Raw genomic sequence first — 17,546 nt, 5'->3', positions numbered from 1 at the left:
CTGTTGGAGGGCGCTTGCGCGCGAACCGCCCCCGCCACCCTTCGCCCGCAAGCGGCCTCCAACAGGCGGAAGCAGCGTCTCGCCGGAATCGACTGTTGGAGGGAGCTTGCTCGCGAACCGGCCGGGCCACCCTTCGCCCGCAAGCGGCCTCCAACAGACGGAAGCAGCGCCTCGCCGGAATCGACTGTTGGAGGGAGCTTGCTCGCGAACCGGCCGGGCCGACCTTCGCCCGCAAGCGGCCTCCAACAGGAACCTCCGCCAGATCCACCTGTTGGAGGGCGCTTGCGCGCGAACCGCCCCCGCCACCCTTCGCCCGCAAGCGGCCTCCAACAGGCGGAAGCAGCGTCTCGCCGGAATCGACTGCTGGAGGGAGCTTGCTCGCGGACAGGGCCCCTCAGGCCGCCGAACCCAGCACCGCAGCCAACCCTTCGAAATACTCCCGCGTCCGCCGCACCTGCTCGGCGGCGTCATTCACCCGGTTGATCGACGCCAGGAACGCTTCCCGCCCGGGATGCGCCTTGACGTACCAGCCCAGGTGCTTGCGCGCGATCCGCACGCCGCGCTCGGCGCCGTAGAAGGCGTGCAGGGCCTCGAGGTGTTCGACGAGGATGGCGCCGACCTGCTCGGGGGACTTGTCCGGAAGATGCTCGCCGGTGTCGAGGTAGTGGCGAATCTCCTCGAAGATCCACGGTCGCCCCTGGGCGGCTCGGCCGATCAGCAGGCCGTCGGCGCGGGTGTGCTCGAGCACGCGACGGGCCTTGTCCGGATCGTCGACGTCGCCGTTGGCCCAGATCGGGATGCTCAGGTCCTGCTTGATCCGGGCGATCGTGTCGTACTCGGCCGTGCCCTGGTATTTCTGATCGCGGGTGCGGCCGTGGATGGCCAGCGCGGCGATGCCGGCATCCTCGGCGATCCGGGCGATGACCGGCGCATTCTTCCGGTCCGCGGCCCAGCCGGTGCGGATCTTCAGCGTCACCGGCACGTCGACGGCATCGACCACGGCGGTCAGGATGGCCGCCACCAGGGCCTCGTCGCGCATCAGCGCCGAGCCCGCCCAGGCCCTGCACACCTTCTTGGCCGGGCAGCCCATGTTGATATCGATGATCTCGGCGCCATGATCGACGTTGTAACGGGCGAACTCGGCCATCTGATCCGGCTCGGTCCCGGCGATCTGCACGCTGATCGGTCCGGGTTCGCCGGCGTGGTCCAGCCGCTCCGCCGACTTGCGCGAGCCCCGCAGCTGCGGATTGGCCGAGGTCATCTCGGTCGTCGCCAGCCCCGCGCCCATCCGCCGGCAGAGCAGCCGGAACGGCTTGTCGGTGACGCCGGCCATCGGCGCCAGACCCAGCGCCGGGGCGATTTCGTGACGGCCGATGCGGAGAACGGGAACGGTCATGGCGATAGTGTACTGAACGCGCCGAACCGGCCCCGGCCGAACACGCAACGGACGCCGGCCGGGTATCCTGCCGCCAGCCTTTCCCACGGACGCCCGAATGCCCCACTCCGACGAATGCCGCTGGCTGACCGACACCCTGACCCGGCAGATCCCGCTGGGCGCCGCGATGGGGCTGGCGATCGCCCGGCTCGACGAGGCCGGCATCGAACTGACCGCACCGCTGGCACCCAACGTCAACGACAAGGGCACGGCGTTCGGCGGCGCGATGATGTCGCTGATGACGCTGGCCGGCTGGTCGCTGCCCCGGCTGGCCTTGCGCCGCGCCGGACTGGCCGCCGAGCTGGTCATCGGCCGCTGCGAGGTGCGCTTCCTGGCGCCGGTGACGCAGGATTTCCGGGCCGTGTGCGACTGGCCGGCCGAGGACGCAGTGGCCGAGTTCCTCGACGGCGTTCGCGCCCGCGGCAAGGGACGGCTGGCGCTGGCGCCGGAGATCGTTCTCGCCGGCCCCGACGGCGATGCGGTAGCGGCCCGCCTCGAGGCCCGGTATGCTGGCCTGGCCATGAACCCGGGAGACCTGCCCTCGTGAAGACTCAAGCCACTGCCCGCCTGGTGCTGGCGATGCTGGCCGGCCTGCTGCTGGCCGGCTGCCCGGTGACCGGCTCGCAGGAGCAGCGCCAGACCGAGACGCTGCAGCGCTACGAGGCGCTGGTTCGCTGGAGCCAGTTCGACGCGCTGGTCGATTTCATGCACCCGGACTGGCTGGTCGACAACCCGATCAGCCAGCTCGACGTGGACCGCCTCAAGCAGTTCCAGGTCAGCCAGTACCGGGTCCGGCAGATCGTCGCGATCGAGGATGGCAGCGGCATGGATCGCCTGGTGGAGCTGCGTCTGTATCACGTTCACACCGCCCGGGAACGGAGCGTGGAGTACGTGGAATCCTGGCGCTGGGACGAGGAGCGCGAACGCTGGATGCTGCATTCGGGCCTTCCGGACGTGACACGGAGCCGCTGAGTTGGCATGATCGGAGGCACCGATCGCCTCTCGTTGCTAAGGAGCCGACATGCGCACGATTGCAGTCCTGAACGCCAAGGGCGGGTGCGGCAAGACCACGATCGCCACCAATCTCGCCGTCGCGCTGGCCTGGGAAGGCCACCGGGTCGCACTCGGGGATCTCGATCCGCAGCAGTCCTCGGCCGACTGGAGTGCGACACGCCCGGAGGACTACCCGGAGATCGTTTCGCTGAACGCAGCCGAGGGGCCGGTTCGCGCGCCGTCCGGCACCGATTTCCTGATCCTCGACTCGCCGGCCGGCATTCACGGCCCCGAAATGGGCAACCTGGTGCGCCGCGCCCAGACGGTGCTGATTCCGGTGCTGCCGTCGTACATCGACATGAACGCCGCCCACCGCTTCCTCGGCCACCTGTTCTCGCTCAAGCCCATCGCCGAGGGCGAAGCCAAGGTCGGCCTGATCGCCAACCGGGTCAAGCCGCACACCATCATCTACCGCGAGCTGAAAGGCTTTCTCGAACATTACAAGGCACCGGTCGTCGGACGCCTGCGCGATTCGATGAACTACGTGCGCGCCTTCGAAAGCGGCCTGTCGGTCAACGACCTCCCGGCCTACATGGCCGAGCACGACTGGGAGGAGTGGGAAACCATCGTCCACTGGATCACCAGCCGGAAGTCCCGGGGAAAAGCGTAACGGACCTGCTGACGCAGGTCTTCCTGCGTGTTGCAGGTCCGGGCGCCGACGATCGCAACCCCTATCGACACGACGACGAGCCGGCTCATCCGGGTCGGGGCGCGCCGGCCTGGGACGATGAAGCATCGGACGACGAAGAGGAGTGGGCCTACGAAGAGTACGAGGTCGACGACGACGCCGAGCATGCTTCCGAGGACGGTGAGTCCGACGACCCCCGTCGCGACGACAACGACCTGTTCCGGATCTGACCCGCCGCGCCCGTTTCGCGCATGATCGTGCGCCGTTTTCCCGTTCCGGACCCGCCGTGTCCCGTTCCGACTGCGCGCTGAGCGCCGACAAGCACGAACTCGCCGTCCACGTCCGCGCCGGTGCCGGACTGATCCTCATCGACACCCACGACGAGCCGCGCGCCGCCGAGCTGCTGCGCCACGTCGCCCGCGAAGTGGCCCGCCCGGTTTTCCTGTGGTCGGCCGCCCGCGGCCTGAAGCGGCTCGGCAGCCAGAGCGGGCTGGACGGCACCTTCGACCAGCCGGCCGAACTGCTCCGGCACATCGACCAGCGCCAGGACGGCGCGATCTTCCTGCTGGCCGACTTCCATCCGTTCCTCAACGACCCGGTCATCGCCCGGCTGGCGCGCGAGATCAGCCGCGATCACGACCGCCCCGGCGCCACGCTGGTGCTGGTCGGCCACAACATCGCCCTGCCCGATTCGCTGAAACCCCGCGCCGTGCGCTTCGATCTGACCACGCCGTCGCGTGCCGAACTCGAGGCAATGATCCACGAGCAGGCGGTCGAATGGACCGACGGTCGCGGTCACGCCCAGGCCCGGGTCGACCCCGACATGATCGAGCGGCTGGTGCTGAACCTCAACGGCCTGGCCATGAAGGACGCGCGGCGGCTGGTTCGCAACGCCATCCACGACGACGGCGTACTCGACGAGACCGACCTGCCGGAGCTGATGAAGACGCGGTTCGACCTGCTGGATGCGTCCGGCGCGCTGAGCTTCGAACTCGACACCGAGCGGTTTACCGCCGTGGCCGGCATGCCGCGCATGAAGAAATGGCTGGAGCGACGCAAGCCGGTGTTCGTCGCCGCCGACCCGCCGAAGGGGCTCGATGCACCGAAGGGCCTGCTGCTGCTGGGCGTGCAGGGCTGCGGCAAGTCACTGGCCGCGCGCGCGGTGGCCGGCTTCTTCGGCGTGCCGCTGCTGCACCTCGATGCCGGCGCGCTGTTCAATCGTTTCCACGGCGAGAGCGAGCGCAACCTGCGCCGCGCTCTCGAGGGTGCCGACCGCATGGAGCCCTGCGTGCTGTGGATCGATGAAATCGAGAAGGGCATGGCCACCGGCGACAACGACGGCGGCACCTCCAAGCGCATGCTGGCCACCCTGCTGACCTGGATGGCCGAACGCGACACCCGGGTCTTCATGGTCGCCACCGCCAACGACATCACCGCGCTGCCGCCGGAACTGGTCCGCAAGGGCCGCTTCGATGAAGTCTTCTTCGTCGACCTGCCCGACCACGCCACCCGCCGCGAGGTGTTTGCCATCCACCTGGCCCGGCGCGACATCAAGCCCATGCTCTACGATCTCGACGCCCTGGCCGAAGCCGCCGACGGATTTTCCGGCGCCGAACTCGAGCATGCCGTGGTCAGCGGCCTGTACAGCGCCCATGCCGAGGCCCGCGAACTGACCAACCGCGACATCCTCGAAGCCATCCAGGACACCCGACCGCTGTCGGTCATGATGGCCGAGCCCATCCAGCAGCTGCGGGACTGGGCACGCGAGCGTGCCGTGCCCGCTTGACGCCGATCGGCCCGACGACGCTCAGCGCCGTTGCGCTCAGGGACTCTGCCCGCGCAGGCGCGCGAAGAACGCCTCCCGCTCCCGCTCCGACAGCGTCGAGGTCCGCTCGAACCGCACCCCGGCCGCCGGGTCGTCCGCGTCGTACAGGATGCCCCACAGCGGTCGCTGGCCGGCCGGATCGATGGCATAGCGAAAGTCGCCGATGAACGCGCGATCGTCGGTGTCGTAGCGGAAATAACGATAGGTCCAGCCCGCGGAGAAGTGCTCGAAGCGGTCCAGATCGCGGGCCAGGCGGGTGCCGGCCGGGACGTCGGCGGGGCGGTAGCGGGCCACCGTGGAGCCCTCCCAGACCATGGCCGGGCGGCCGGGCAGGATGCGGATGGCCAGCGCGTGGAAGCGTTCGCCGTCGTCGACCAGGCCGCGCCAGAGGACCAGGTTGGCGAAGCCGGGCTTGGCCAGCGCGCGCTCGATCGGCACACCCTGCTGCTCGGCCCAGTGCGTCACGATCTTCTCCGCCCGGTGCTGCTGGACCGCACCGAAGGCCAGGTAGAAGATCACCCACAGCGCGGCGATGCGCACGGTCAATCGGTTGCGGCGCCAGACGCCCACGGCCAGCAGCACCGCCAGCGGCACGCTGAACAGTGGATCGATGACGCTGATGATGTTCCAGGCCACGCGCTCGTCGGAAAACGGCCAGAACAGGCGGGTCCCGTACGACGTCATGGCATCGAGCAACCCGTGCGAGGCGACGCCGAGCAGGCTCCACAGGTAGACGCGGGCGAACTTCACTTCGGGCCGCCATCGATGGATGAACGGCCACAGGATCAACGCGACGATCAGCGCGCCGACCGGGATGAAGGCCAGCGCGTGGGTGAAGTGGCGGTGGTACTCGATCGCCAGCAGGGAATCCGACGACGAGCGGATCAGCACGTCGAGGTCCGGTGCCATGCCGGCCACCGTTCCGGTGACCAGCGCAAGCCGCATGTCGCGCCTGCGGCTGCCCGCCTGCGCCCAGAGGCCGCCGAACAGGCCTTGCGTGACTGGATCCATCGACTGCTATCCTTCGCGGCAGAGAACCGGAGTGTACGGGACCTTCATCGATGAACCGAACGCGTTTCCACGCCGCATGCCTTCGCACCGCGATCCCGATCGTCGGCCTCGTGGTGCTGGCCGGCTGCGCCTCCTCACCGTCAGGCAACGACGCGCCGGACTGCTCGGACCCGGCCCGCTTCCGGCTCGGGCTGGAAGGCGCACCGGTGCCGGCCGCCTGCAGCGTGCCGGCGCCCGACGAGGCCTACGGTCTCGGCGAGATGATCCGCGAGCGGCGGGCGACGATCGAACGCGTCTCGGCACGGCTCGACGCCGAACCGGCTCCGGATCCGCAGACCGCCGTGCAGCTTCGCCAGCAGCGGATCCGCGCCCAGGGCGAACTGCCCGATCTCGAAGCGCTGGCGCGTCTCGAGGGCTGGCTGCCGCCGGCCACCCTGCCCGACCGCTGAATCCGAAGCCCCGACACCGACCGGCCGGGCGCTCGCGCACCCGGCCGGTCGTTCGTGTCCGTCGGTCAGCCCTGCGCGGTCAGAGCGGCGACTCGCACAGGCAGTGCGCGACCACTTCCGGCATGCCGGGGCGGCTCGAGCGAGTCCCGGCGATAACGGTCAGATCGCCGGTCACCTGGTCGTACAGCGCGTTGCCGAACAGCGCCCGGATCGGGTGGGTCGGCAGATCCAGCCCGGCGCGGACCATGGCCTCGGCGCCCATCTGGGCCAGGAACTCCTCGAACGGGCTCATCTTCGGCTCGACGTAGAGCGTGCCGTAGTCGTCGGACAGGCCGGCCATGCGGGCCGCGGCATCGATCGCCTCGTCAAGCGTGCCGAGCTGGTCGATCAGGCCCCGATCGCGCGCCTGGGCGCCGGTCCAGACCCGCCCCTGGGCCACCTCGTCGACCTCTGCGGTCGTCATGTCGCGATGCTCGCCCACCAGGCCGATGAATTCGCGGTAGCCGTGCTCGATCACCGACTGGAACAACTCACCCACGGTATCCGACATCGCCAGGTCGGGACGCAGCGCGCCGGCCAGCGGCGTGGTGCCGAAGCCGTCGGTGTTGATGCCCACGGTCTCGAGCGTGCGCTGGAAGGTCGGGAACATCCCGAAGATCCCGATCGAGCCGGTGATGGTGTTCGGATAGGCCCAGACCTCGTCGGCGCCCATCGCGATCCAGTACCCACCGGAAGCCGCCACGTCGCCCATGCTGACGATCACCGGCTTGCCGGTCTCGCGCAGTGCCATCATTTCCTGGCGGATGATTTCCGAGGCGAACGCGCTGCCGCCGCCGGAGTCGATTCGAAACACCACCGCCTTGATCGAGTCGTCGTCGGCCGCCTTGCGCAGCAGCCGGGCCGTGGAATCGCCGCCGATCATGCCCGGCGACTGACTGCCTTCGACGATCGAACCGGAGGCCACGACGATGCCGACCCGGTCACGCGGAACCTTCGGCGTGCGCGGCACCGCCAGGTAGTCATCCATGCCGATCTGGCGGAAGCCCTTGTCGTCGTCGGGCGCACCGCGATCTGCAAGCTCGATGCGCGCCTCGGGGCGCGTGATCAGACGATCGACCCAACCGGCGTCCAGCGCGGCCGCGGCCGGATCACCGTTGGCCGAGACCACCATCTCGACCGGGTTCTGGGTCTGCTCGATCAGTCGCTCGATCGGCAGGCCGCGGTTGGCCGCGATCAGCTCCAGGTACTGTTGCCAGAGTCCCCCGATCCAGAATTCGGCCGCTTCCTGGTCGGCCTCGGACATGTCGTTGCGGATGTACGGCTCGGCCGCCGACTTGAACTCACCGACCCGGAACAGGTTGACGTCCACGCGCAGCAACTCCAGCGCGTCGGCGTAGTAGTTGCGGAAGCGAGAGATGCCCTCGATGAGCAGCAGGCCGTCCGGGTCCAGCCAGATCTCGTCGGCCATCGAGGCCAGGCCGAACTGCGCCTGCGTCATGCTGCTGCCGAAGGCGACGATCGGCTTGCCCGATTCACGGAAACGTTTCACGGCGGCGTCCAGTTCGGTCATCGTGCCGGCCGAAAGGCCCAGCAGGCGGTCGGTGCGCAGCAGCACCTGGACGATCCGGTCGTCGTCGGCAGCCAGCTCCAGCGTGCGCAGCAGGTCGCGCAGCCGCGTTTCAGGAAGCTGCTGGCCCAGCGCCTCGTTGATCGCACGCTCGGCCGGCGCGCCGGTGTATTCCTCGACGATCAGGCCGACCGGTGCGATGACCAGCGTGGTGTCGTCCTCGACCGTGATCCGGTCACCGGACAGCATGCCGCGGATCAGGAAGGCCAGCACCAGCAGGAACAGGATGTTGAACACGAACATGCGCAGCGTGGTCACGCCGCCCCAGAAGCCGCGCCAGAGGCGGACCAGGAAATTGGATTGCTTGGATTCGGTCATGGTCGGTATCGGTATGGGCCAGGAGTCGGGGCGAAGTATCGGAACGTACGCAGGGCAGTCTGCCACGATGAAGTCGTGATTCGTTCCAGGCCGGAACGCGAGACGATTCTTCCAGCCCGCGATCCGGGCTGCAAGGGCCAGAAGTCAGGGGAGCGGCAGGTCGTCGCGATGCGGGAGCGCCTCCCGCCCGTGCCGGATGTAGGCCCCCGACACCCGCCAGAACCGCGTGCCCATCAGCACCGCCGCCACGCTCAGCCCGGCGATCAGCCCGACCCACATGCCGTGCGGTCCCCAGTCGCGCCAGAAGGTCAGCCAGCAGCCCAGCGTCACCCCCACCCCCCAGTACGAGACCAGGCTGTAGAGCATCGGCCAGCGGGTGTCCTTCAGGCCGCGGAGCGCGCCGGCCGAGGCCACCTGCAAGCCGTCGGACACCTGGAAGATCGCCGCCCACAGCAACAGGCTGGACGCCAGCGCCACGACCTCCGGCTCGGCAGTGTACATCCGCGCGATCGGTTCGGCCAGCAGCAGCATCAGCGTGGCCGAAACGGCACCGTAGACCCCGGCGATCCCGATCCCGACCAGCCCGGCCCGGCGGGCACCCTCCCGGTCGCGCCGCCCGACCGCGTTGCCGACCCGCACGGTGATCGCCCCGGCCATGCCCAGCGGCACCATGAACGCCATCGACGCGATATTGATCGCCACCTGGTGCGCGGCGATCGGCACCGCTCCGAGCGTGGCGATCAACAGCGCCGTGGCGATGAACAGGCTGCCCTCGAAGAACACCATGACGCCGATCGGCAGGCCCACCGCCAGCAGGCCCCGGATCTCCCGCCACGACGGCCCGCTGAACCGCTCGAACAGCGCGAACGGTGCGAACCGCGGCCGCTTCGCGACATAGGCGAGCAGCGCCAGGAACTGGATCCAGAACACGATCGCGGTGGCCCAGCCGCAGCCGACCGCGCCCATCGGCTCGAACCCGAGCTTGCCGAACATCAACACGTAGTTCAGCGGCACGTTCAGCGCGATGCCCAGCAGGCCGATGTACATCGTCGGCTTGGTGTCGCCGCTGCCCTCGGAAAAGAACCGCAGCACCAGCTGGCCGGTCAGCGCCAGCGCGCCCCAGCTGATGGCGTCCAGATACCCGAGCGCGGTGACCGCCACCGCCTCGTCGACGTCCAGCAGCCCGACCACCCAATTCATCTCGCGCATCGCGAAGAACATGCCGATGCCCAGCACCAGCGCGATCCACAGCGCCTGCCGGGTCATCTCCCCGGCCTGGCCGCGCCGCCCGGCGCCGTCGAGCTGCGACACGGCCGGCGACACCGACATCAGCACGCCCAGCGAGAACAGCAGGCCGGCCGCCCACACCGACGACCCGACCGCGATCGCGCCCAGCGCCACCGTGCCCAGCCGCCCGGCCATCACCGTGTCGACGAAGTTCATCCCGAAGGAAGAAACCTGACCGATGATCAGCGGGGTGGCGAGCAGCAGCGTGCGGCGGACCTCGTAGCCCAGACCGGAACCCGGGGGCCGAGACGGTGGATTCGGAAGGTGGGATTGCACCGGAACGGACCTTTTCCTCGATCCGACAGTGTAGCCGAGCGGGCACGACGGGCGGCCGTCCGGGATGGATCCGACAGCCCGTCAGAGGCCCTGCGAGGATCCATCGAAACGGTCAGCGCGTGCAGACACCGGCTACCGCAGCTCGGCGTTCAGGAAGCGATCGATCGAATGCCACGACGGATCGGCCGGATCGAAATCCAGCGTGTTGTGATCCGCACCCGACTGGGTCGCGTGAAGTACGGGGCCGGCGTGCTGTCGCAGCAGCGGGTCCGCGAACCGGACCGGCACGATGCGGTCCTGCCCGGCGGTCATCACCGCCAGCGGCTTCCGATAGCCGCCCAGGGCTTCGATGTTGTCGTATCGATCCCGCAGCAGGAGCCCGGCCGGCAGGTACGGCATGTGATGGCGCGCCAGGTTCACCAGCGAATCGAACGGCGTGATCAGGACCAGCGCGTCGACGGCCTCGGGACGGCGGTGCGCAACCCCGGCCGCCACGCCGCTACCGATCGACTCGCCGAGGATCAGCAGCGGGGCCGGATCCTCGACCCGCAGCTGATCGACGGCCGCATCGGCCGCGCGGGCGAAGGCCTCCTCGCCGGGCTCGCCGCTGCGCGGCCCGTAGCCGGGATACTCGAACACGTAGACGCTCCACGGGCCGGATTCGGCAAACCCGGCCAGCAGGTCGGCATAGTCGCCGCGGTTCAAGGCCATGCCGGCATTGCCGTGGAAGACCAGCGCGCGCTTCGGCGACGCCTCCGGATGCGCGCCCGCGGCCTCGCGCGTCCAGCCCCACCACTGACCGTCGGGACCGGTCCAGGGCTCACCGCCGAGCGCCGCGGCCTGCGCCCGGGCCAGGTCCAGCGGAATCGTCGTCGGGTAGTAGATCAGGCTGCGCTGCTTCAGCGCGTGGAACGCCACGAGCACCAGGTAGATCGCGACCAGGGCGGCGGCTACGGCGAGCAGGGTCTTCATCGGCCGCCGGCACCTTGATGGCGCGCTGGCTCAGCGTACGGCATTCCGGATCGACCGGCCCGGGACGCGCGCTCGGTGCACCCGCAGCGGCGGCAGCCTACGAACAGACCGCGGCACTGCCCGCAGCAAGGGAACATCAGCACCTGCGCACGACCTGCGGACCTTCGGCGACATCGCTCGATGCGGCCCGCCGCGGCCTGCCGAACCGCCCGTTCGCGACCACGACCCGAGGCCAGGTCGTCCTGGTCACGATGGGCCGGGAGGTCGGCGACGGCGGACGCAATTCCGAAGTCGTCGACGATCACTCGCCGAAGCTGTCTGCGACGTTCGGGTTCGAGGCGACCACGCCGAAGCCGATCCGGACGGCGGATCTCGGGCCTCGGCGCCGCCGAGGCGGCCGGTCGCGGACGCAGGCCCCGCCTCGGACTGCAACTCATCGACGCTACGCCGCTTTTTCCGTGACGCGTCGAATGCGGGCACCCAGCTGCCCCAGCTTTTCCTCGATGTTCTCGTAGCCGCGATCGATGTGGTACACGCGGTCGATCAGCGTGGCGCCCTCGGCGACCAGGCCGGCCAGGACCAGGCTGGCCGAGGCGCGCAGGTCCGTGGCCATCATCGGCGCGCCGGTGAGGCTGTCCTTGCCGCGGATCACGACCATGTTGCCGTCCACGCGCATGTCGGCGCCGAGCCGCTGCAGCTCCTGGACATGCATGAAACGGTTCTCGAACACGGTCTCGCGCACCACGCCGGTGCCCTCGGCGATGGCGTTCAGCGCGGTGAACTGGGCCTGCATGTCGGTCGGGAAGCCGGGGTACGGGGCGGTGGTGACATCGACCGCCTTCGGCCGGCGGCCCGCCATGTCGAGTTCGATCCAGTCGGCTCCGGAATCGATCCGGGCGCCGGCCTGCTCGAGCTTCTGCAGCACCGCATCCAGCGTCCTCGGGTCGGCGCCTTTCGCATGGACCTTGCCGCCGGTCATCGCCGCGGCCACCAGGAAGGTGCCGGCCTCGATGCGATCGGCCAGGACACGGTAGTCGTAGCCGCCGAGCTCCGGCACGCCGCGGATGACGATGGTGTTGGTGCCGGCGCCCTCGACATCCGCGCCCATGTCGTTCAGGCAGCGGGCCAGGTCGGCGACTTCGGGTTCCTGGGCGGCGTTCTCGATGACGGAGGTGCCTTCGGCCAGCACGGCGGCCATCATGATGTTCTCGGTGCCGGTAACGGTGGCGGTGTCGAGCACGATGCGGGCACCGGTCAGCCGGTCGGCCTCGGCGACGATGTAGCCGGACTCGATCCGCACATCGGCCCCCAGCGCGGCCAGTCCGCGCATGTGCTGGTCGACCGGCCGGGCACCGATGGCGCAGCCGCCGGGCAACGAGACCCGGGCGGCGCCGAACCGGGCCAGCAGCGGCCCGAGCACCAGCACCGAGGCGCGCATGGTCTTGACCAGTTCGTAGGGTGCTTCGTGATGGGCCACGCGCGAGGTGTCGAGCTCGATCGTCCACTGGTCGGCCAGGCCGACCTCGGCACCCATCTGGGCCAGCAGCTCGATCGAGGTGGTGACGTCCTTGAGGTGCGGGACGTTCTTCAGTCGGCACGGCCGCTCGGTCAGCAGGCTGGCCATGAGGATCGGCAGCACCGCGTTCTTGGCCCCGGAAATCGGCACCGTGCCCGACAGCGGCACGCCACCTTCGATCCGGATGCGCGTGCTCACGAGCGCCCGGCGCCGAGTTCCTCGGGCGTCTTCAGCAGCAGCGACAGCGCGTGGATCTCGCGGCCGAGCTCCGGGCCGATGGCCTCGTGGACGCGGCGATGACGCGCCACGCGACTCTGTCCGGCGAAACCGGCATCGACGACTTTCGCGCTAAAATGCACGTTGTCGTCACTGGATACGGACACCTCGGCGTCCGGAAACGCCGCGCGCAGCAACTGTTCGATCTTCTGACTGTCCATGATGGGCCTGACCCTGGTCGGCGGTTTTCCCGAGATGATGGATAACGGGGCGCGCCCCGCGCGAGCGGAGCGTGTCCGAAGGCTCAATCCGACATGGTAAACGAATCGATGGTTCCATCCGCCCGCGCAGGACGCACCCCATGACGATCGCACTGCTGCAGCTGGCCGCCGGCTTCGTGCTGCTGATCTGGTCGGCCGACCGGCTGGTCGAGGGTGCCTCGGCGCTGGCCCGGAACTTCGGCGTCTCGCCGATGGTGGTCGGGTTGACCATCGTCGGCTTCGGCACCTCGGCGCCGGAAATGGTCGTCTCGGCGCTCGCCTCCCTGGAAGGCAATCCCTCGCTGGCCGTCGGCAATGCACTGGGCTCGAACATCGCCAATGTCGGCCTGATCCTGGGCCTGACCGGGCTGATCTACCCGATGGCCGTCGAGGCCACGGCGCGCCGCCGCGAGTTTCCGATCCTGGCCGTGGTCACCGTGCTGACCGCGGTGCTGATGGCCAACGGCGCGCTGAGCCGGGTCGACGGCGTGATCCTGATCGGCGGGTTGTTCCTGTTCCTCGCCTCGATGGCCTTCCGCATGGTCGCGCAGACCAGGAGCGACCCGACCACCGAGGCGCTGCTGGCCGAGATTCCCGAGGGCATGCCGGCGAAGACGGCGGTGATCTGGACCGTCGTGGGCCTGATCGTACTGCCGGTCTCGGCCCAGATGCTGGTCGACGGCGCGGTCGCGATGGCGGTGATGATCGGCGTGTCCGAGGCCGTCATCGGCCTGACCGTGGTCGCCCTGGGCACCAGCCTGCCCGAGCTGGCCGCGGCCGTGGCCAGCGCACTGAAGAAGGAAGACGACCTGGCCATCGGCAACATCCTGGGCTCGAACCTGTTCAACCTGCTCGGCGTGCTCGGCATCGCCGCGCTGATCCATCCGATGACGATCGAGCCGATCCTGCTCTGGCGGGACCTGTCGGTGATGGCCGGCATCTTCGTGGTGCTGGCGATCGCGGCCTACACCTCCAAGCGCGTCGGGCGCGGCGAGGGCGCGGTACTGCTGGCGGCCTACCTGGTCTACCAGTTCGTGGTGCTGTACGAGGCGCTGGGCTGAGCGGTACGGAAGGAACGGCGGGGTACACTAGCGGCATGGCGAATTCAGCTCACGACTCGACGCCGTCTTCCGATGCCGCCCCCGGCGTCGGCGCCCCGCCGATCGATGCGGCCGCGCTGCTGGCGCGCGCCAGAGAAGTGCTCGACACCGAGGCCCGGGCGATCACCGCGCTGGGCCGGCGGCTGGACGATGCCTTCGTCGAGGCCTGCCGGCGAATCCTGGCCGGCCACGGCCACCTGATCGTCACCGGCATGGGCAAGTCCGGCCACATCGGCCACAAGCTGGCGGCCACGCTGGCCTCGACCGGCACGCCGGCCTTCTTCGTCCACCCGGCCGAGGCCAGCCACGGCGACCTCGGCATGATCCGCGCCGGCGACCTGCTGGTGGCGCTGTCGAACTCGGGCGAAACCGCCGAGCTGCTGGCGCTGCTGCCGATGATCAAGCGGCTGGGCGTGACGCTGATCGCGATGACCGGCAACCCGGACTCCACGCTGGCGCGTCATTCCGATGTCCACCTCGACACCGGCGTCGACCGCGAGGCCTGCCCGCTGGGCCTGGCGCCGACCGCGTCGACCTCGGCCCAGCTGGCCATGGGCGATGCGCTGGCCATCGCGCTGCTCGAAGCCCGGGGCTTCACCGCCGAGGACTTCGCCCGCTCGCACCCCGGCGGCTCGCTGGGCAAGCGGCTGCTGCTGCACATCAGCGACGTGATGCACGCCGGCGAAGCGGTTCCGAAGACCGGGCCGGACCGGACCGTGTCCGACGCCATCGTCGAAATCACCCGCGGCCGGCTGGGCCTGTGCGCGGTGATCGACGACGACCGCAGAGTGGTCGGCGTGCTGACCGACGGCGACCTCCGCCGGGGTCTGGACGGCATCGGCGACATCCGCACCACGCCGGTGCGCGAACTGATGACCGCCTCGCCGCAGACCATCGGCCCGGACGCGCTGGCCGCCAGCGCGGTGGAACAGATGCAGGCCCGCCGCATCCAGGGCCTGCTGGTGGTCGACGCCGAGCACCGCCTGGTCGGCGCACTGAACTTCCAGGACCTGCTGCAGGCCGGCGTGGTCTGAAGGAGCCCGTGATGAACAAACCGACCCCGGTCGACGACGACCTGCTCGAGAAGGCGAAATCCGTTCGCCTGGCCGTGTTCGACATCGACGGCGTGATGACCGACGGCCGCCTGTACCGCGACGACGCCGGCCAGGAAATCAAGGCCTTCTACTCCCGCGACGGGCTCGGCCTGAAGGCGCTGATGCGCTACGACATCCGGGTCGCCGCCCTGACCGCGCGCGAATCCCGACTGGTCCGCAAGCGCATGGCCGAGCTGGGCATCGAGCACCTGGTCCAGGGCCGCGAGGACAAGGGCGCGGCGTTCGCCGAACTGCTCGACGCGACCGGTGTCCATGCCCGCCACACCGCCTACATGGGCGACGACCTGGTCGACTGGCCGGCGCTGCGCGACGCCGGCTTCAAGGCCTGCCCGATCGATGCCGATCCGTGGATCGCCGGCCAGTGCGACTTCGTCGCACCCAGCGCAGGCGGCCGCGGCGCGGTGCGCGAGCTCTGCGAACTGCTGTTGACCGCCCGCGGCAAGCTGTCGGAGTGGCGGAACAGCTTCGGGTGACGCCGCGGTGAGCCGCCGCCGGACCTGGTGGCTGGCCAGCGCCGTGCTGGTGCTGGCCGTGCTGGCGAACTGGTGGATCGGCCGGCAGATCGACGGCGGGGACGCCGGCACCGGCCGGCCGGCCGTGCCGTTCGACTATGCCCTGACCGACTTCGATGCCGTTGTGTTCGACGAAACCGGCCGACAGACGCTGCGTGTGGCCGGCCCGCGTCTGGAACACGACCCGAAGACCCGCACCGCGCTGCTGGTCGACCCCCGTTTCGTCGTGCCCGGCGAACCCGCCGACTGGCGCGGCCGGGCCGAGCGCGGCCGGCTGGCGCGCGCCGACGAGGAACTGCAGCTCGAAGGCGCCGTGGTGCTGACCCGACCGGATCCGCGCGGCGAGATCCGGATCGAGACCGAGCGGCTGGACTACGATCGCCGGACCGGGCGCCTGACCGCGCCGGAGACGGTGCGCTTCACGCAGGCGGGAAGCGAGCTGGTCGGTGGTACTCTTGTCTACTTGTTGAACGATGACCGGCTGGAGCTTCAAAACGATGTTCACGCGACCTATCGCGACGCGGGTACTGCTGCCGCTGCTGGCGCTCGTCGCGGCGACGGCAACGACGACAGTCCGGGCCCAGGACGACGCTGAGGTCGAACCGCCGATCGACATCTACGCGGTCGAGAGCCATTACGATCTGCGCGCCGGTGTGACGCGGTTCGAGAACGATGTCTCGATCACCCGCGGGGCCATGGCCGTGCAGGCCGACCGCGGCGTGCTCCGCCAGCTCGACGGCCAGATTTCGGAGGTCGAACTCGAAGGCAGTCCGATCACCTGGCGCGATGAGCTCAGCGACGGCTCGATCGTCACCGGCGAATCGACCGCGCTGCACTACGACGTCCTGGCCAACGTCGTCACCCTGACCGGCAACGCGGTCATCCGCCACCAGCAGGGCGAGTTCACCGGCGATGAACTGGTCTACGACCTGACCGCCGAGAGCCTGGCCGGCCGCAGCACCGGCAACGATCGGGTGCGCGTCATCATCGAGCCCGAGACGATGTCCGATCCGCGGTCGACGGTCACGCCGCCACCGCAGGAAACCGGGGCCGAGCCGACTCCGGAATCGACCACCGGCAACGGCGCAGGCGACGACAGCGGCAGCGACGAGGCCGCTGCGGTCCGGGTCCAGGTCGAGGCCCGGTCCGAAGCCGAGTCCGAGTCCGAGCCGGACCCCGAACCGCCGGCCGATGAAGACCCGGCCACGGACCCGGACGACCGCTGATGCTGCGCGCCGAGAACCTGGTCAAGCGCTATCGCGGACGCGCCGTGGTCCACGGCGTATCGCTGGAGGTGCACCGCGGCGAAGTGGTCGGTCTGCTCGGCCCGAACGGTGCCGGCAAGACCACCTGTTTCTACATGGTCGTCGGCCTGGTCCCGGCCGACGGCGGCCGGATCGAGCTCGATGACACCGACATCACCCGGGCCAACATGCACCGCCGCGCCCGACTGGGCCTGGGCTACCTGCCGCAGGAAGCCTCGATCTTCCGCCGGCTGTCGGTGCGCGACAACATCCTGGCCATCCTGGAACTGCGCAAGGACCTGGACCGCGACGGCCGCGAGGCCGAGCTGACCCGCCTGATGGACGAGTTCGCGGTCGGCCACCTGGCCGACCAGATGGGCGTGAGCCTGTCCGGCGGCGAGCGGCGGCGGGTCGAGATCGCCCGCGCGCTGGCCGCCGAGCCGCGTTTCATCCTGCTCGACGAACCCTTTGCCGGCGTCGATCCGATTTCCGTCGGCGAGATCCAGCGCATCGTCGCCCATCTCCGCGACCGCGACATCGGCATCCTGATCACCGACCACAACGTCCGCGAGACCCTCGGCATCTGCGACCGCGCCTACATCATCTCCGAAGGCCGCGTGCTGACCCAGGGCCCGCCGGACGCGGTACTGGCCGACGAGGACGTACGCAACGTCTACCTCGGCAAGGAATTCCGGCTGTAGC

General features: G+C 69.6%; 19 protein-coding genes. 12 read left to right on the top strand and 7 right to left on the bottom strand.

The window, feature by feature from the left end:
- Positions 1-394 precede the first annotated feature (394 nt).
- A complete protein-coding gene (dusB, locus tag HFP89_RS13085) occupies positions 395-1,396 on the bottom strand; it encodes a tRNA dihydrouridine synthase DusB (RefSeq protein ID WP_168718116.1) in 1,002 nt (333 codons plus the stop codon).
- A gap of 97 nt (positions 1,397-1,493) precedes the next feature.
- On the opposite strand from dusB, the gene HFP89_RS13080 reads away from it, so the two are divergent.
- The 5 genes from HFP89_RS13080 to HFP89_RS16350 are packed head-to-tail and all read left to right on the top strand — an operon-like array spanning position 1,494 to position 4,902.
- Positions 1,494-1,982, top strand: coding sequence for a YiiD C-terminal domain-containing protein (locus tag HFP89_RS13080; RefSeq protein WP_168718115.1), 489 nt, complete (start codon positions 1,494-1,496; stop codon positions 1,980-1,982).
- Positions 1,979-2,407: a hypothetical protein gene (locus HFP89_RS13075; RefSeq protein ID WP_168718114.1), complete on the top strand. Its 429-nt coding sequence runs from the start codon at positions 1,979-1,981 to the stop codon at positions 2,405-2,407. Before HFP89_RS13080 ends, HFP89_RS13075 begins: the two co-directional genes overlap by 4 nt.
- Positions 2,408-2,456: 49 nt before the next feature.
- Complete coding sequence (locus HFP89_RS13070; protein WP_168718113.1) at positions 2,457-3,098, top strand: ParA family protein; 642 nt, start codon at positions 2,457-2,459, stop codon at positions 3,096-3,098.
- Complete coding sequence (locus tag HFP89_RS13065; RefSeq protein WP_168718112.1) at positions 3,044-3,346, top strand: hypothetical protein; 303 nt, start codon at positions 3,044-3,046, stop codon at positions 3,344-3,346. The genes HFP89_RS13070 and HFP89_RS13065 overlap by 55 nt, the downstream gene beginning before the upstream one ends.
- A gap of 56 nt (positions 3,347-3,402) precedes the next feature.
- Positions 3,403-4,902 carry an AAA family ATPase gene (locus HFP89_RS16350; RefSeq protein WP_206212365.1) on the top strand — a complete coding sequence of 500 codons (1,500 nt, stop codon included), beginning with the start codon at positions 3,403-3,405 and terminating at the stop codon, positions 4,900-4,902.
- Between the two features lie 36 nt (positions 4,903-4,938).
- Here HFP89_RS16350 and HFP89_RS13055 read toward each other — a convergent pair whose 3' ends face one another.
- Positions 4,939-5,952 carry a metal-dependent hydrolase gene (locus HFP89_RS13055; RefSeq protein WP_168718111.1) on the bottom strand — a complete coding sequence of 338 codons (1,014 nt, stop codon included), beginning with the start codon at positions 5,950-5,952 and terminating at the stop codon, positions 4,939-4,941.
- Positions 5,953-6,002: 50 nt separating this feature from the next.
- Between HFP89_RS13055 and HFP89_RS13050 the strand changes: the two genes are divergently transcribed.
- Entirely contained in the window at positions 6,003-6,401 is a 399-nt protein-coding gene (locus HFP89_RS13050) for a hypothetical protein (RefSeq protein WP_168718110.1), read from the top strand.
- Between the two features lie 79 nt (positions 6,402-6,480).
- Here HFP89_RS13050 and sppA read toward each other — a convergent pair whose 3' ends face one another.
- The 5 genes from sppA to HFP89_RS13025 all read right to left on the bottom strand — a co-directional run bounded on the left by sppA (position 6,481) and on the right by HFP89_RS13025 (position 12,834).
- Entirely contained in the window at positions 6,481-8,346 is a 1,866-nt protein-coding gene (gene sppA, locus HFP89_RS13045) for a signal peptide peptidase SppA (RefSeq protein WP_168718109.1), read from the bottom strand.
- A 144-nt stretch (positions 8,347-8,490) separates the two neighbouring features.
- The gene (locus tag HFP89_RS13040; protein WP_168718108.1) at positions 8,491-9,909 is read right to left on the bottom strand and encodes an MATE family efflux transporter; all 1,419 of its coding nucleotides are present in this window, start codon (positions 9,907-9,909) and stop codon (positions 8,491-8,493) included.
- Positions 9,910-10,041: 132 nt separating this feature from the next.
- Entirely contained in the window at positions 10,042-10,881 is an 840-nt protein-coding gene (locus HFP89_RS13035) for an alpha/beta fold hydrolase (RefSeq protein ID WP_168718107.1), read from the bottom strand.
- Between the two features lie 442 nt (positions 10,882-11,323).
- A complete protein-coding gene (gene murA / locus HFP89_RS13030; RefSeq protein ID WP_168718106.1) occupies positions 11,324-12,595 on the bottom strand; it encodes a UDP-N-acetylglucosamine 1-carboxyvinyltransferase in 1,272 nt (423 codons plus the stop codon).
- Positions 12,592-12,834, bottom strand: coding sequence for a BolA/IbaG family iron-sulfur metabolism protein (locus HFP89_RS13025; protein ID WP_168718105.1), 243 nt, complete (start codon positions 12,832-12,834; stop codon positions 12,592-12,594). Before HFP89_RS13025 ends, murA begins: the two co-directional genes overlap by 4 nt.
- A gap of 140 nt (positions 12,835-12,974) precedes the next feature.
- Between HFP89_RS13025 and HFP89_RS13020 the strand changes: the two genes are divergently transcribed.
- The 6 genes from HFP89_RS13020 to lptB are packed head-to-tail and all read left to right on the top strand — an operon-like array spanning position 12,975 to position 17,545.
- Positions 12,975-13,934, top strand: a complete 960-nt coding sequence (locus HFP89_RS13020) for a calcium/sodium antiporter (RefSeq protein WP_168718104.1) — start codon at positions 12,975-12,977, stop codon at positions 13,932-13,934.
- Positions 13,935-13,969: 35 nt separating this feature from the next.
- Entirely contained in the window at positions 13,970-15,007 is a 1,038-nt protein-coding gene (locus tag HFP89_RS13015; protein WP_168718103.1) for a KpsF/GutQ family sugar-phosphate isomerase, read from the top strand.
- Positions 15,008-15,018: 11 nt separating this feature from the next.
- Complete coding sequence (locus HFP89_RS13010) at positions 15,019-15,561, top strand: 3-deoxy-D-manno-octulosonate 8-phosphate phosphatase (RefSeq protein ID WP_168718102.1); 543 nt, start codon at positions 15,019-15,021, stop codon at positions 15,559-15,561.
- 7 nt (positions 15,562-15,568) lie between these two features.
- On the top strand, positions 15,569-16,195 hold the full coding sequence (gene lptC / locus HFP89_RS13005) for an LPS export ABC transporter periplasmic protein LptC (RefSeq protein ID WP_168718101.1): 627 nt from the start codon (positions 15,569-15,571) through the stop codon (positions 16,193-16,195).
- Positions 16,098-16,826, top strand: coding sequence for a lipopolysaccharide transport periplasmic protein LptA (gene lptA / locus HFP89_RS13000; RefSeq protein ID WP_168718100.1), 729 nt, complete (start codon positions 16,098-16,100; stop codon positions 16,824-16,826). The genes lptC and lptA overlap by 98 nt, the downstream gene beginning before the upstream one ends.
- On the top strand, positions 16,826-17,545 hold the full coding sequence (gene lptB / locus HFP89_RS12995) for an LPS export ABC transporter ATP-binding protein (RefSeq protein ID WP_168718099.1): 720 nt from the start codon (positions 16,826-16,828) through the stop codon (positions 17,543-17,545). The genes lptA and lptB overlap by 1 nt, the downstream gene beginning before the upstream one ends.
- Position 17,546: the final 1 nt, after the last annotated feature.

Source organism: Wenzhouxiangella sp. XN79A, from assembly GCF_012272825.1.
Lineage (GTDB): Bacteria > Pseudomonadota > Gammaproteobacteria > Xanthomonadales > Wenzhouxiangellaceae.
Note: the sequence above shows the minus strand (reverse complement) of the source record. Positions and strands in the feature narration are given on the sequence as shown.

What these genes read in the sequence shown, in the direction of transcription:
- HFP89_RS13025 (WP_168718105.1), bottom strand. Translation starts at nt 12,834, where the DNA reads ATGGACAGTCAGAAGATCGAACAGTTGCTGCGCGCGGCGTTTCCGGAC.
- HFP89_RS13020 (WP_168718104.1), top strand. Translation starts at nt 12,975, where the DNA reads ATGACGATCGCACTGCTGCAGCTGGCCGCCGGCTTCGTGCTGCTGATC.
- lptA (WP_168718100.1), top strand. Translation starts at nt 16,098, where the DNA reads ATGTTCACGCGACCTATCGCGACGCGGGTACTGCTGCCGCTGCTGGCG.
- HFP89_RS13055 (WP_168718111.1), bottom strand. Translation starts at nt 5,952, where the DNA reads ATGGATCCAGTCACGCAAGGCCTGTTCGGCGGCCTCTGGGCGCAGGCG.
- HFP89_RS13015 (WP_168718103.1), top strand. Translation starts at nt 13,970, where the DNA reads ATGGCGAATTCAGCTCACGACTCGACGCCGTCTTCCGATGCCGCCCCC.
- lptB (WP_168718099.1), top strand. Translation starts at nt 16,826, where the DNA reads ATGCTGCGCGCCGAGAACCTGGTCAAGCGCTATCGCGGACGCGCCGTG.
- HFP89_RS13080 (WP_168718115.1), top strand. Translation starts at nt 1,494, where the DNA reads ATGCCCCACTCCGACGAATGCCGCTGGCTGACCGACACCCTGACCCGG.
- sppA (WP_168718109.1), bottom strand. Translation starts at nt 8,346, where the DNA reads ATGACCGAATCCAAGCAATCCAATTTCCTGGTCCGCCTCTGGCGCGGC.
- dusB (WP_168718116.1), bottom strand. Translation starts at nt 1,396, where the DNA reads ATGACCGTTCCCGTTCTCCGCATCGGCCGTCACGAAATCGCCCCGGCG.
- HFP89_RS13070 (WP_168718113.1), top strand. Translation starts at nt 2,457, where the DNA reads ATGCGCACGATTGCAGTCCTGAACGCCAAGGGCGGGTGCGGCAAGACC.
- HFP89_RS13050 (WP_168718110.1), top strand. Translation starts at nt 6,003, where the DNA reads ATGAACCGAACGCGTTTCCACGCCGCATGCCTTCGCACCGCGATCCCG.
- HFP89_RS13010 (WP_168718102.1), top strand. Translation starts at nt 15,019, where the DNA reads ATGAACAAACCGACCCCGGTCGACGACGACCTGCTCGAGAAGGCGAAA.
- HFP89_RS13035 (WP_168718107.1), bottom strand. Translation starts at nt 10,881, where the DNA reads ATGAAGACCCTGCTCGCCGTAGCCGCCGCCCTGGTCGCGATCTACCTG.